The organism is Acinetobacter sp. YH16052, from assembly GCF_013417155.1.
In the GTDB taxonomy this organism is placed as follows: Bacteria; Pseudomonadota; Gammaproteobacteria; order Pseudomonadales; family Moraxellaceae; genus Acinetobacter.
This window is the reverse complement of record NZ_VPEO01000033.1, coordinates 1-13,952: the sequence shown is the minus strand read 5'-3', so window position 1 is coordinate 13,952 and position 13,952 is coordinate 1. Positions and strand designations below refer to the sequence as shown.

Annotated in this window: 13 protein-coding genes, 1 tRNA gene and 1 pseudogene; 4 read left to right on the top strand and 11 right to left on the bottom strand. The window is 41.3% G+C overall.

The window, feature by feature from the left end:
• Positions 1-295: 295 nt before the first annotated feature.
• Complete coding sequence (locus FTV42_RS14520; protein ID WP_005103791.1) at positions 296-1,531, bottom strand: pyridoxal phosphate-dependent aminotransferase; 1,236 nt, start codon at positions 1,529-1,531, stop codon at positions 296-298.
• A 254-nt stretch (positions 1,532-1,785) separates the two neighbouring features.
• Positions 1,786-2,613, bottom strand: coding sequence for a type I methionyl aminopeptidase (gene map / locus FTV42_RS14515; RefSeq protein ID WP_180039130.1), 828 nt, complete (start codon positions 2,611-2,613; stop codon positions 1,786-1,788).
• A 207-nt stretch (positions 2,614-2,820) separates the two neighbouring features.
• On the opposite strand from map, the gene rpsB reads away from it, so the two are divergent.
• The 3 genes from rpsB to FTV42_RS14500 all read left to right on the top strand — a co-directional run bounded on the left by rpsB (position 2,821) and on the right by FTV42_RS14500 (position 5,232).
• Positions 2,821-3,567 (top strand): 30S ribosomal protein S2, encoded by a 747-nt coding sequence (gene rpsB, locus FTV42_RS14510; RefSeq protein WP_004279050.1) that lies wholly within the window; start codon positions 2,821-2,823, stop codon positions 3,565-3,567.
• Between the two features lie 142 nt (positions 3,568-3,709).
• Complete coding sequence (tsf, locus tag FTV42_RS14505) at positions 3,710-4,585, top strand: translation elongation factor Ts (protein ID WP_004279049.1); 876 nt, start codon at positions 3,710-3,712, stop codon at positions 4,583-4,585.
• Between the two features lie 146 nt (positions 4,586-4,731).
• The gene (locus tag FTV42_RS14500) at positions 4,732-5,232 is read left to right on the top strand and encodes a DUF3465 domain-containing protein (RefSeq protein ID WP_026056543.1); all 501 of its coding nucleotides are present in this window, start codon (positions 4,732-4,734) and stop codon (positions 5,230-5,232) included.
• 33 nt (positions 5,233-5,265) lie between these two features.
• On the opposite strand, the gene FTV42_RS14495 is transcribed toward FTV42_RS14500, so the two are convergent.
• From FTV42_RS14495 to FTV42_RS14465, 7 genes are all read right to left on the bottom strand, one after another.
• A complete protein-coding gene (locus tag FTV42_RS14495) occupies positions 5,266-5,721 on the bottom strand; it encodes a DUF962 domain-containing protein (RefSeq protein WP_004645605.1) in 456 nt (151 codons plus the stop codon).
• 241 nt (positions 5,722-5,962) lie between these two features.
• Complete coding sequence (locus tag FTV42_RS14490) at positions 5,963-6,577, bottom strand: septal ring lytic transglycosylase RlpA family protein (protein ID WP_004279046.1); 615 nt, start codon at positions 6,575-6,577, stop codon at positions 5,963-5,965.
• A gap of 288 nt (positions 6,578-6,865) precedes the next feature.
• A complete protein-coding gene (mltB, locus tag FTV42_RS14485; RefSeq protein ID WP_180039131.1) occupies positions 6,866-7,867 on the bottom strand; it encodes a lytic murein transglycosylase B in 1,002 nt (333 codons plus the stop codon).
• Positions 7,868-8,171: 304 nt separating this feature from the next.
• On the bottom strand, positions 8,172-8,825 hold the full coding sequence (locus FTV42_RS14480) for a hypothetical protein (protein ID WP_129716451.1): 654 nt from the start codon (positions 8,823-8,825) through the stop codon (positions 8,172-8,174).
• A 19-nt stretch (positions 8,826-8,844) separates the two neighbouring features.
• Positions 8,845-9,660, bottom strand: a complete 816-nt coding sequence (queF, locus tag FTV42_RS14475) for an NADPH-dependent 7-cyano-7-deazaguanine reductase QueF (protein WP_180039129.1) — start codon at positions 9,658-9,660, stop codon at positions 8,845-8,847.
• Entirely contained in the window at positions 9,660-10,433 is a 774-nt protein-coding gene (locus FTV42_RS14470) for an ABC transporter permease (protein ID WP_004279041.1), read from the bottom strand. Before FTV42_RS14470 ends, queF begins: the two co-directional genes overlap by 1 nt.
• On the bottom strand, positions 10,430-11,365 hold the full coding sequence (locus FTV42_RS14465; RefSeq protein WP_180039128.1) for an ABC transporter ATP-binding protein: 936 nt from the start codon (positions 11,363-11,365) through the stop codon (positions 10,430-10,432). Before FTV42_RS14465 ends, FTV42_RS14470 begins: the two co-directional genes overlap by 4 nt.
• Before the next feature lie 190 nt (positions 11,366-11,555).
• Here FTV42_RS14465 and FTV42_RS14460 point away from each other — a divergent pair.
• A tRNA-Arg gene (locus FTV42_RS14460) sits at positions 11,556-11,631 on the top strand.
• A gap of 35 nt (positions 11,632-11,666) precedes the next feature.
• Here FTV42_RS14460 and FTV42_RS14455 read toward each other — a convergent pair.
• Both FTV42_RS14455 and FTV42_RS14450 read right to left on the bottom strand, forming a co-directional pair.
• Positions 11,667-13,238, bottom strand: coding sequence for a sensor domain-containing diguanylate cyclase (locus FTV42_RS14455; protein ID WP_180039127.1), 1,572 nt, complete (start codon positions 13,236-13,238; stop codon positions 11,667-11,669).
• A gap of 599 nt (positions 13,239-13,837) precedes the next feature.
• Positions 13,838-13,952: pseudogene (locus FTV42_RS14450) on the bottom strand (IS5/IS1182 family transposase); the annotation flags it as partial.

The window sequence follows — 13,952 nt, the reverse complement described above, 5'->3', positions numbered from 1 at the left end:
CAATGGCTTTTATGGCTTCAGCTTTAAATTCTGCGGTGTAAGTCTTCTGTTTCTTGCTCATGGTAAACTCCTAATGAGTATGTATAGTTTACCAAGTTAAACCCTCCTGTTTTTTAAGCACACATCATTTTGGTGGATGTTGAGTATTGCGTACACGATTGCAGCAAGTCTATGTTTTGTTTGTTTACTCATGAAATACTTGAGCTATAAGCGAATACGGCTCACTGTTTAATACATGTTGAAGAACATAAAAAAACCCGCGAAATTCGCGGGTTTTTTTATCTAGCAAGCTAGATTATTTTGCAGCTTTTTCAGCTTCGATTGAAGCAATCGCAGCATCAACGCCTTCGATAGAATCAGCAGCTTTTTTGATACGTGCAAGTGCATCAACAAGTACTTCGTCAGCCGTTGCGTAAGAGATACGCATGAAACCGCCAAGACCGAATGCATCACCAGGAACCACTGCAACACCAGTTTCTTCCAATAACCATGCAGAGAATTCTGTGCAAGACTTAAGACCTTTGGCACGAATCAACGGTTTGATGTTGGCATATGCATAGAATGCACCATCAGCAGGCAAGCAAGAAATACCGTGAATGTCATTCAAGCCTTTCACAACTAGGTCATGGCGACGTTTGAATGCTTCAATCATTGGCTCAAGTACATCTTGAGGACCATTCAAGGCAGCTTCAGCAGCAACTTGCGAAATTGAAGTTGGGTTTGAAGTTGACTGAGATTGGATCTTTTTCATTGCACCAATAAGTTTAGCAGGGCCCGCTGCGTAGCCGATACGCCAGCCAGTCATTGCATAGGCTTTAGATACACCGTTTAATACGATAGTACGGTCATAAAGGTCTGGTGCAACTGTTGCGATGTTGTAGAACTCGTCATCCCAACGGATTGGTTCGTACATATCATCAGATGCGATAAATACTTCTGGGTATTTACGCAGTACGTCAGCCAGCGCTTCAAGCTCAGCTTTAGTGTAGATCATACCTGTAGGGTTAGACGGGCTGTTCAATACTACTAGACGTGTTTTGTCAGTGATTGCAGCTTCTAATTGTTCAGGGGTGATTTTGAAACGTTGTTCTTCACCACATTTCACAATAACAGGAACACCTTCAGCGATGATCACCATATCCGGGTAGCTTACCCAGAATGGTGCAGGGATGATGACTTCATCACCTTTGTTTAACAAAGCAAGGGCCAAGTTAAAGAATGATTGCTTACCACCACAAGAAACCAGAATCTGGTTTGCTGCATAGTCTAGGTTATTGTCGCGTTTGAATTTAGCAATAATGGCTTTTTTAAGACCTGGCGTACCGTCAACAGCGGTGTATTTGGTGAAACCGTTGTTAATCGCTGCAATTGCTGCATCTTTGATGTGTTGAGGGGTATCAAAATCTGGTTCACCTGCGCCCAAACCAATCACGTTGTGACCTGCAGCTTTTAATTCAGCAGCTTTGTTGGTCACAGCAAGCGTAGGGGACGGTTTGATGGCATTCACACGATCAGAGAGACGTACGTCCACGGCAGTATTCCTTCTTATAGGGATTAAAAAATAAAAAGCACATTATCTTAGCCTAAAATGGTGCAGATAGGGCAAAAGAATTTGGAAAACTTTAAGGAAAAAATGGTGTATTGGCCGAACTTTATCTTGAATTTCGATGCGCTGGAAGCAGGCAAGGGGAGACTTTTTACATCTCGGTCATGCATATTGATGCATGAAATATAAAATAAAAATGGCCACTTTAAAGTGACCATTTTGTGTTGTTGATGTTGTGGTTACGCACTAAAGCGTGACAAATCTTCGTCCGGGCGTGCTGTTAAAATTTCCGCGCCGGTTTTAGTCACCAGAATTGTATGTTCATATTGTGCCGACAATGAGTGATCTTTGGTGACCACTGTCCATTTATCACCGAGTAATTTGGTTTTCCAGTCGCCGCCATTGACCATTGGCTCAATGGTAAAGGTCATGCCTTCTTCAAGCACCATGCCAGTATCTGGTTGACCATAATGCAGCACTTGCGGTTCGTCATGGAAAGTCGTACCAATACCGTGACCACAATATTCACGTACCACGCCAAAACGCTCAGATTCAACATACTGCTGAATGGCATGACCAATATCGCCAATAGTTGAACCCGGTTTTACAGTTTCAATACCCCGGTACATGGCTTCTTGCGCTACCTTACATAGACGGTTGGCAAGAACTGAAGTCTCACCACCCACGATATACATCATGTTGGTGTCACCATGGTAGCCATCTTTAATCACGGTCACATCAATGTTCAGGATGTCGCCTTTTTTCAATTTTTTACTGTCTGATGGAATGCCGTGACACACCACATGGTTTACAGAAGTACAAATAGTATGTTGGAAGGCAGGTCGACCCGGTGCAGCGCCATAGCCTAAGCATGCAGGAATTGCCTGTTGTTGATTGACAATATAGTCATGACAAATCGTATCAAGTTCCAGAGTAGTGACACCTGGAACAATATGCGGTTTGATCATATCCAAAACTTCTGCCGCCAGTCGCCCTGCCACACGCATTTTTTCAATTTCGTCAGGGGTTTTGATGAGTCGACGTGGAGCTTGATAAGTGTTGTTCATGATCTCTAAAAACTTTTGGAAATTTGTGTGTGACTATGGTATAAATAGCCGCCCATTTTATCAAATGCTTTTTCGTGAATAAATTTCACGGGCTTTGTGCGATGAGGCAAAAAAATCCGCACATATATCGACACATTACTCTGGGTGCCCTTTAGGGTGGAGAATGCGGGTATATGGAGGCCTAACCCAAACTTTAAGGTAAAGAAAATGGCAGATTACAACGTAAGCATGCGCGACCTTCTTCAAGCTGGCGCGCACTTTGGTCACCAAACTCGTTTCTGGAATCCAAAGATGCGTGATTACATCTTTGGTGCGCGTAACAAAATTCACATCATCAACCTTGAGCACACTGTTCCTGCGTTAAATGATGCTTTGAACTTTGCTAACAACTTGGCTAGCAAAAAGAACAAAGTTTTGTTCGTTGGTACTAAACGTGCAGCTTCTGCGATCATCCGTGAACAAGCTCAACGCGCTGGTCAACCATATGTAGATCACCGCTGGTTAGGTGGTATGTTGACGAACTGGAAAACACTTCGCCAATCTATCAACCGTTTAAAAGACCTTCAAACTCAATCTCAAGACGGTACTTTCGCTAAGCTGACTAAACGTGAAGCTCTAGAGCGTACTCGTGAGATGGAAAAACTTGAGCGTGGCTTAGGCGGCGTTAAAAACATGGGTGGTTTACCTGACGCATTATTCGTAATCGACGTTGATCACGAAGCGATTGCAATCAAAGAAGCGAAGAACCTTGGTATTCCTGTAATCGGTATCGTTGATACAAACTCTAACCCAGACAACGTAGACTATGTTATCCCGGGTAACGATGATGCGATCCGTGCAGTAACACTTTATGCTTCTGCTATGGCTGATGCGATTCTTGCTGGTAAAGAATATGCTCAATCACAAGCAAATGCACAAGCTAAAGCAGAAGAAGCTCCAGCTTCTGAGGCTTAATGCGTTTGACGCTAGCTTGTCATTTTTGCGACATGTGATGGTGGCAAAGTAAGCGTTATGTATGCAGGCGGCCCATGAGAACTCCTCTGGGCCGTTTCTGTTCTAAAAAGAATTCATTTTCTACCGAATTTAGGAGATAAACATGACTGCAGTTACAGCAAGCATGGTTAAAGAATTGCGCGATCGTACTGGTCTTGCAATGATGGAATGTAAAAAAGCTTTGACAGAAGCGGGCGGCGACGTTGAACTGGCGATCGACAACCTACGTAAATCTGGTCAAGCTAAAGCTGCTAAAAAAGCAGGTAACATTGCTGCTGACGGCGCGATCACAATTGCTCAAGACGGCAACAAAGCACTTCTTTTAGAAGTTAACTGTCAAACTGACTTCGTTGCAAAAGACGAAAACTTTGCTGGTTTCTCTGCGAAAGTTGCTGCTGCTGCACTTGCTGCAAACGTAACTGATCCTGCTCAAATCGCTGAATTGAAACTAGAAGATGGTGCAACTGTTGAAGAAGCGCGTATCGCTCTTGTTCAAAAAATCGGTGAAAACATCCAAGTACGTCGTGCGAAAATTGTTGAAGGCGAAAACCTTGCAGTTTACAAACACGGCCTTAAAATCGGTGTTGTTGTTTCTTACACTGGTGATGAAGCTACAGGTAAAGGCTTGGCAATGCACGTTGCTGCATTCAACCCAGTCGCTGTAAATGCTGAAGGCGTTTCTGCTGAGCTTATCGCGAAAGAGAAAGAAATTGCTGAAGCGAAAGCACTTGAATCTGGCAAGCCAGCAAACATCGTTGAGAAGATGGTTGTAGGTTCTGTTGAGAAATACTTGAATGAAGTTGTGCTTGAGCGTCAAATGTACGTAATCGACAACGACAAGAAAGTTGCGGACGTTCTTAAAGCAACTGGTACTACAGTTGCAAACTTCGTTCGTTTCGAAGTTGGTGAAGGCATTGAGAAAAAAGCAGAAATGAGCTTCGCTGAAGAAGTTGCTGCTGCTCAAGCTGCTGCAAAATAATTCCTGAGGAATTAGAAAAAGCCCTATCTGATTGATGGGGCTTTTTTATGCTGGTCTATTCTTCATCAGCAATTCAAGAGCAGGATTTGGGTCTAGTGATAGAGCTCAGATCATGTATTCATCATTTAATAAAAAGTTATAAAAAAATGCCAAATAAAACCAATCTGGGCATCGGGGCAATCATTATACTGTTGATTGCTGCTTATCTGGGCCTGGATCTACAGCAATCCCAACCACTTGTTCCATCCGCATCTGATGCTACAACTGAAACGCTTCATTCAGAGCCTAATTTAGTACCCTCTCAAACGACTGATGATCTGGACCGAATTGCACGGGCGTTTCAACAGCGCCAGAGTGATCTACAAGTGCGTTCAAGCGGGCAGGTGATTGCCGTTTTGCCAGATGATCATGAAGGATCGCGCCATCAAAAGTTTATCCTCGAATTACCAAATGGCCAAACTGTACTGGTTGCACATAATATCGATCTGGCACCGCGTATTCAGAGTATTCAAAAACAGGATCAGGTCGAGTTTTATGGAGAATATGAATACAGTGACAAGGGCGGGGTGATTCACTGGACGCATCATGACCCTGCGCGAAAACATGTCGATGGCTGGTTAAAACATCAAGGAAGAACCTATCAATAAGGTTCTTCCAATTGGATAAATCGAATATGGCGTTTAAACGCTCATAATTGCGCTGTTATGGCGCGATTTCCAGTTCGGTAGGATTTTACCTAAATAGGCATCCATGCACCAAATTGGGCCAATGAGGAGGAATTGGAGGTCTTTGAAGAACGAAGGCTTTTTACCTTCCACTTTGTGCCCATAAAATTGGCCAATCCAGGCTAAGACAAACAGGGCAATAAAGAAACCGGTACCGACTGGCAGAATCCAGATGAGCCAGGCCATGACCAAAGTCAACGTAGCCATCGCTACTGTCAAAACAAGATCTAGGCGTGCATAGAAGATAAAAGCCAAAACCAGTAGCAGGGTAGTCAGCAAAGCGCTGAAATGCGCCAGAATGCCAATAATCGAAAAATAGATGGTCGGTACGCAAACCCAGTGAATTAGCTTGTTGGTTTTATTTTGATGGCTGTCGCTATATTCATCAAACCATTCAGATATTGTTTTCATTCTTCGCTCCATTCCATGAACATGTTTTTGCTTATCTGGAAATATAAAGCAGAATCCGGATATGGTCAAAAGTTAATCATGCAAGCGAGCGAATTTTATCAGGCAGGATGAGCCTACCAAAATTTTCTTGAAAGAACTTTAAGATAGGGCTGAGCAGGAGCGTTTATATTCTTCTAGAAAATGAGCACAATAAAAAAGCCACATTGCTGTGGCTTTTGTTAAATGTGTTGCAGGTCAAATCTTAAGAATTTGGACCAGCGACACGTTCAATACTGACTTTTGCAGTACCTGCACTGGTAATACCCAACTGTTTCGCAGCACCGTAAGATAAATCAACAACACGGTTACCATGGAAAGGACCGCGGTCATTTACTTTAACCACGACGCTCTTGCCATTATTACGGTTGGTTACGCGAATATAGCAGTTCAATGGCAGGCTACGATGGGCAGCTGTCATTGCGTTCATGTCAAAGGTTTCACCGCTTGCAGTTTTACGGCCGTGGAATTGACGACCATACCAAGACGCTGTACCTGTCTGACTGAATTTACGTACAGTATTAGAAGCCACTGTATTCAGTTTTTCAATCACTGAAGGCTCTTCTGCAGGAAGTTCAATTTTCGCTGCAATGGTTTCACGGCGAACTTTATCGCCAGAACGCTCAGTGATTGAAAGGCTGTTCAAATTTGTGAAATTTGAATTGAAGCTTTGAGCTTCTTTATTGAGTACTCGCGTGGCAAGACGCGAATTGTCATTTTCATTGGTGAATGAAGATGACGGAACCATATCTGCCTGTGATTGCGTCAGCGTGACGATCGTGGCAATGGCCATAAAAGACTTCAAAATTGAAGAATGCATCGAATCAACTCCTAACAGCATATCTATTGGTTGTTCATAAATGGCTGAAAAACCATGTAAACATGCCTGATATTTAACTTATGCAACTACATTTAACGAAATGGATAATATTCATGCCGGCAATACCCTGTCTAGTGTTTAATTAAAATAGTTAAAAAAAGAACGCAAAATAAACAATGATTGATCAAAAAATAATCAATATTGTAACATAATATTAAAATTGCTTAAAATACGCACAAATTAACCTATAAAAATGTTGACTTTCATAATTTGTATTAATTTTTAGTGTTAACGGCTGGTAATTTCGGTACCTAATAACCACAAAGCAGTGGCATACATACGACTGCGATTATAAGTGGTAATCACTTGAAAATTTGGATAAGTGATATAGTAAATTGAGCCATAATTCTCTTGTAATTGAATTACATTGACCAGATCCAGATCGTCAATTTTTACGATTGGATTCATCGGGCTGATGCCTTGCGTTTTTAACACACCATAAGGCATAGGTTGAGTCAGATCTTTGGCAATCACGGCATCGGGATTTGAACCGGTATAACGTGCCGGAAAGGCAATGGGCTGATTACGCTGCCAGCCGTGCTGTGCCAGATAGTTGGCAATCGAACCAATCGCATCTACCGCTGAGTTACGCAGGTCAATATGACCATTGCCATCGTAGTCCACGCCGAATTTTGGAATGTTGCTCGGCATAAACTGCGGATAGCCAACAGCGCCGGCATACGAACCCACCACAGAAGAGGTGGCAACACCATCTCTATACGACCAGGCAATTAAAGCAGCCAGTTCATCCTGAAAATACTGGGCACGACGTTCATAGCCAAACCCTAAGGTTGCTAGGGCATCACGAGTGACAAAAGAGCCCTTGTTGCTACCAAAACCGGTTTCTACACCTAAAATGCCCAGAATGATCGCCTGTGGTACACCAAACTGCTGTTCAGCACGGTTAAGCGTTTCTGCATATTGCTGTTTAAAACGTACGCCGCGCTGAATGGTAGATTCAGCTAAGAAGTTAGTTTTATACGAATACCAAGGCTTACTTTCACCTGGGCGATTCATGATATTGATGATATTGGGCAGGTTACGCGTCCCGCTCATGGCGGAATCTACTTGCTGGGCACTTAGCCCATAGCTTTGCATGGCATTCTGCTTAAAAGCGGCATAAGAAGGGTGATATTGGAAATCGTTGGCCAGACTCAAACTGCTGAGACCAAATGCGGTAAGTGCGATTGAAAGCTGCTTAAACTTTTTATAAAAATCTGATTTCAACATCTTGCTACGATTTCCAGTTTTTTGATGAGTTGCTGGCGATGTCATTTGAATCATGCCATGAAAAAGATTGATAAAATTTTTTCAATCGTGAGGCTTAAAGTGCCAGATTAAAGATAACATTCGGATGAATAAGAGACCTAGCCGCTTATACAAAAATAGCGATGGATTGGCTATTTTTACGGCAGTTTGTCTTATAGAGTCGCTTATCTGTAACAAGCTATTTCACTGATTATAAAAAAGCCTGACCGAAGTCAGGCTAATTCCTCAAGATTTGTAGAAAATCTTGAAACCATGCTATCCAAAACTATTCTGTATAGAACAAAGTGTCGTGATATTCGGCCATGGCGCGCAGCTCATCTTTATTCAAATTCAGAATAATTTTATCTGCTGCCATATTGATGGCCTTGATCACTGCAGATGCGCCAATATCTGCTGCCTTGCGTTTGATCATGCCAAGATCCAGGGTTTTATTAAAGTCGACCATAAAATGTCGGACTGTCGCTTCACCAAATTGTTTGTACAGGTTGCTGAACGCTTGTTTATCAATAGTCTGACCGGCTTTAAGTTCTGCGTAATGATGTTTTAAATTCGTCACCAGACTGGCATCCAGTGATTCACCAATGCGGAAATGTCCTTCAGGATCTTTAAACAGACTGCGCTCAGAGAATGCAATCGACTCTCTGACTACGTCATTTGGTGCTTTACTCAATAACTGTTTCAGCAAAACTGCAACAGTCGACTTGATATAGCCAGCCAGTTTTTCCGCAGTATCGCGTTTATCACTGGCAGGGAAGCGACGCACCAGCTCGGTGAGAATCGCATCAATAATTTCATCATTAATCATCAATGCGGTTTTATCACGCAATGGGTAAAGCGGCTCACTTGAATTTTTGTTTTTTTGTGCAGTCTGAATTGTATTTAAAAGCTCTGCAGAAGGAATAAACCCAAAAAATGGCATTGTTCAACCTCAATGTTTTTTATTGTCGCGCTAAACGAATAGGGCGAGGCATCCATGTTAAATCCGATACACGGCAAGGGTTGATATCCAATCCACCACGGCGTGTATAGGTTGCGTAGACCATCAGCTTTTCCGGTTTCAGTTGCTGCCAGATATCGGCGAACATCTGCTCCACACATTGTTCGTGGAAACCATTATGCTGACGGTAGGAAATAATATAAGCTAAAATACTCTTATAACAAGGTTTTTTACCCTGATAACGTATAAAAACTGTTCCCCAGTCCGGCTGGCCAGTGACAGGGCAGTTACTTCTGAGTAAATGTGAATACAGCTGTATTTCGCCTTCTGCTGCATCCTTCGAATCCAAAGCCAATAAACTGGCATCTGGATGATTTTCCAGACGGTCAGGTGTCAGCTCGTCAATGCAGATGCCTTCCGGCTTGCTGATCTCTAATTCATCGACCTGAAACAATTGCAGTTTAACTTCAGCTTCAGCCGCAGCAGATAAATCTTTTTCGACCGTCGTGATAAAGGCATCTTGAGATTCAAACTTGGCAAAATTCAGGCTATTGAAATACAGTTTTAAGGATTTGGATTCAATCAGATTCGGCGAAGACGCTGGCAAGCTAATGCGGCCAATAGCCACTTGCGGCACACCGGTTGAATTTAACCAGGAAATTTCAAATACATGCCACCAGTCTGCACCTTGCTGAATCGCTTCGACATGTGCGTATTGTTCACGGGCAGGCGCGCGCGAAATCGGAAACAGAACATCAGGCTGATATTCTGTCGGGTAATTGGTGTCTTTACCAAGGAGAGATTGTTCTAAACTCATTATTCACGCATTCCTGAACCACGGGAGAGTAAATGATAGGCCACTGCATACAGCACGGCGCAACATAAGGTAATCACTGTCAGTGAAATGGCAACATTGACATCGCTATGTCCTAAAATGCCATAGCGGAACGCATTGACCATATACACGACAGGATTAATTAAAGATAAATTTTGCCAGAATGGGCTTAAGCTCGAAATAGCATAAAACACACCACCTAAATAGGTCAGTGGTGTTAAAACAAAAGTCGGGATGATCGAGATATCATCGAAAGATTTGGCATAGACGGCATTAATAAAACCGCCCAAAGAAAACAGCAGGGAAGTAATCAAGACGGTATATATAGTTACGAACCAGTTGGTGATATATAAGTCAGCAAAAAATAAGCTCACTGCACTGACAATGATCGCAACCAGTATCCCACGAATCACACCGCCCAATACATGACCCCATAAAATGGCATGCATCGGTACCGGACTCATGATCAGTTCTTCAATACTTTTCTGGAATTTTGAGCTGAAGAAGCTAGATGAAACGTTGGCATAGCTGTTGGTGATCACGGCCATCATAATCAGACCAGGCACAATGAACTCCATATAACTATAGCCGCCCATTTCTCCAATGCGTGAACCGACCAGATTACCGAAGATCACGAAGTACAGGCTCATGGTGATTGCAGGTGGCAACAGGGTTTGTGGCCAGATGCGCATAAAGCGACGCACTTCTTTATAGATAATGGTATATAAAGCTACGCTGAGTTGATTAATGTTCATTGCGCAGCTCCATCCAGATTTTTCTCGACCATTTTCACAAAAAGTTCTTCCAGACGGTTGGATTTATTGCGCATACTGCGTACCTGAATATTTTGTGATTCCAGCAACTGGAATAGATCATTCATGGTATGTGCCTTGTCCATGGTGATTTCTAAAGTCATCGGATCGATCAGGTTAAATCGCACGCCGATGATATCCAGATGCAAAGGTTCAATCGGTTCGGCCAGATCAAAAATAAACGATTCTTCATTGAGCTGACTCAAGAAGTTTTTCATGGTGGTGTCTTCTTTAATCACACCGCGATCAATAATCGCAATGCGGCGACACAGCATTTCCGCTTCTTCTAGATAATGCGTGGTCAGAATGATAGATGTGCCTTTTTCATTCATCTCGTTCAAAAATTCCCACATCGAACGACGCAACTCGATATCAACACCAGCCGTCGGTTCATCCAGAATCAGCAGTTTCGGTTCGTGCATCATGGCACGCGCGATCATCAGGCGACGTTTCATCCCGCCAGATAACATGCGGGCCTGAGTGGAACGCTTTTCCCATAAACCCAGTTTGGTCAGATAAAGCTCCGCCCGTTCCTGTGCAATTTTTTTAGGAATGCCATAATAGCCTGCCTGAGTCACCAAAATATCAAAGGTTTTTTCAAACTGGGCAAAGTTGAATTCCTGAGGCACTACACCTAGGCACTGTTTGGCCTCAGAAGGATGGGTATCCAGATTATGACCAAAAATTTCGACTGTACCGGAGGTTTTTTTTGTTAATGAACTGATAATACCGATGGTAGTAGATTTTCCTGCGCCATTAGGCCCCAATAGCGCATAAAATTCACCTTCTGGTACATTTAAGTTAATTCCTTTCAATGCCTGAAAGCCATTGCGATAGGTCTTCGACACATCCCTTAAGATCAGTGCATCAGTCATGAATATCTCAAATGGTGAAAAGTTGAGATATTGTGAGTGATCTCGCAAAATAAGCCAAGTGATTCACATGCAATTCTGTGTTGCTGTTTTGGAACATTGTATAAAGCTTAAGCATAAAAATGATGAAGTTAGAGATAGTTGCTTTACCTTATGCTTTTTTTTGTTATGATGTGCGCGATCCAAAAAAGATGCGCTCATAGCTCAACTGGATAGAGTACAGGTCTCCGAAGCCTGTGGCGTGGGTTCGAGTCCCGCTGAGCGCACCATTTATTTAAGCTATAAAACTGAAAAATAAATCAAATTAGTATCGCACACAGTTACGGCCATCATCTTTCGCCCGATAAAGATTGTTATCAGCAATTTTCAAAACGTCTAGAATATTTTTAGAACTGTCTGGCCAAGAAGCAATACCAATCGAAATGCTAATGTGACCTATGTCCTGAATCTCTTTACCTGCAATTTCTTTTCTGAACCTTTCTGCGCTTTCATAAACTTCAGTGAGATTGCTGTTCGGTATAATAATGATAAATTCTTCACCACCGTAGCGGCAGCAAATATCATCTTTACGAAATTTTTGCTGCATCGTCTTGGCAATATGCTTTAAGACAACATCACCTTGATCATGACCGTAATTGTCATTAATGTTTTTAAAATGATCCACATCCATCAGAAGCACTGAAAAAGGGATGTTCATTTTCATGTTTTGAGTCATGACATAATTCAAACCACGACGATTCATCAAGCCAGTTAAAGGATCTGTATTAATATGATGATCCATCTTGCTCATTTGTTGTGAAAATTCTCGAACACTCAGCAGTAGGGCTAACTTGAATTTTGTGACCTCATAGTACCAGGGCTGGATATCCTTAATTTTTGAGCCGATTTCTGCCTGATTCAGTAAACTCGCCATATCTGCCAGTTGGTTCAATGGGGCCGAGATAGAATCAGACAGTCGCCATACAATATAAAAAACAAGCAGATAAAATAAAAAGAATCCTGCGGCTAATTTATAGAGGATAGAATTTGCCTGTTTAAGTAAGTCATGGGTAGGTTGCTGGGAAACCACGATCCAGTTTGAAGTCGGAATATGAGAAAAACCTGCCAGATTATCAACGCCCTGGCTGTTGATTAAACGAATTTGACCATTTTTATGCGCATGCATATATTCCAGACCAGTATTATTGCTGGCCCATTGCCCAATTCTTTCACGATCCGGATGAAAAATAATTTTATTTTCATTATTAATCAAATACATATAACTATTCTTATAATTTTTATAAGTGGTTAGGAGTTGATTGATCACATTTTTTTCTTTTAAATAAATCGCTGAACCGATGAAGCCCTGATAGTGATTTGACTTGTCAAAAATAGGTTGAGAAATAAACACAATCATATTTTTTTGCACAGAAAAATAGGGTGAAGATATATAAGTGGATTTGTTATAAAGAGAGTCAGTAATCCCTTGAGTATGTTGTATTTTACTTCTATCAATATTCAGAATATTCGGTGAAAAATTGATTAGTCTGCCTTGAGTATCACTGATTACGACACTGTTATAATGTTCAGACTGATATTTTAATTTATTGACCTCGGCTTCTCTCAGCTCATTGTTATTAAAGTCTTGACCTAATATCTTGGCGCTATAGTCCAGCTCAAGAAGCATATTTCTAAAATGGTTGTCTGTGCTTAATGCAATTTTATGGGCATGGTCAGAATTTAAGGCAAGAGAGTTGTCGATTAACTGATTTTTTACGATCTGATAGCTAATAATGAGAGAAATAATAAAAAGGCTAGACACACTAAAAATAGCCAATAAAAGTATTAACTGCCTTAAATTGAGATCAAGGTGTTTCCTAAAATTATTAGCTGACATAAAAAGTTATATATATCTCGATGTATTTATGAGCATTGTATTGCATTTATATTCAATGTTTAAGGTTGCTATAAAATTAAATTTCCATTAAGTGGGAGTTTTTATTTCGATCAAATTTAGAGTTTATAGATCGCTTGGCTGTAAATAGGGTAGCTTTGAAAAGCTGAGTAAGGTTCTGAATATTTGATTATGCTACAAATAAAAATATGGTATTTAACGTTCAGAAAATCTATTCAATAATTTCGATCTGTCCATCCAAATGATGAAGTACTCAGACAAAAATATGGTTAATTGAACTTAATGGGAGATTAAATTGTCGTTAATTTTTTAAAGATAACCTTTTGAAAATTAGTAGTATAGATTCTATGACAGTAGTTTCTTTGAATATTGCTACTTTCCCGGAAGTATTTTTTATAAAAAATCATATTCCAGTTTAAATTTTGAAGCGCTTATTGATGTTATGAACGAGATGAGCCGCTATTTAACCGGAAGTTGTATGCCTTAATAAGGTATTTTTCTAGAAATCAATGAATTAAATAAAGACGATATGAATGCAAAATTCTTCGTAAGACAAGCCAGAAATATTCTAGGGCGTGTCCTCATTTGGCTTTACACCAAATAAACATGCAAGCAATGTAAATCATAGACTGGTAATTTCGTGCAAGCTTATCAAATCGGGTTGCAATCGCTCGGAAATGCTTCAATCTCGCAAAC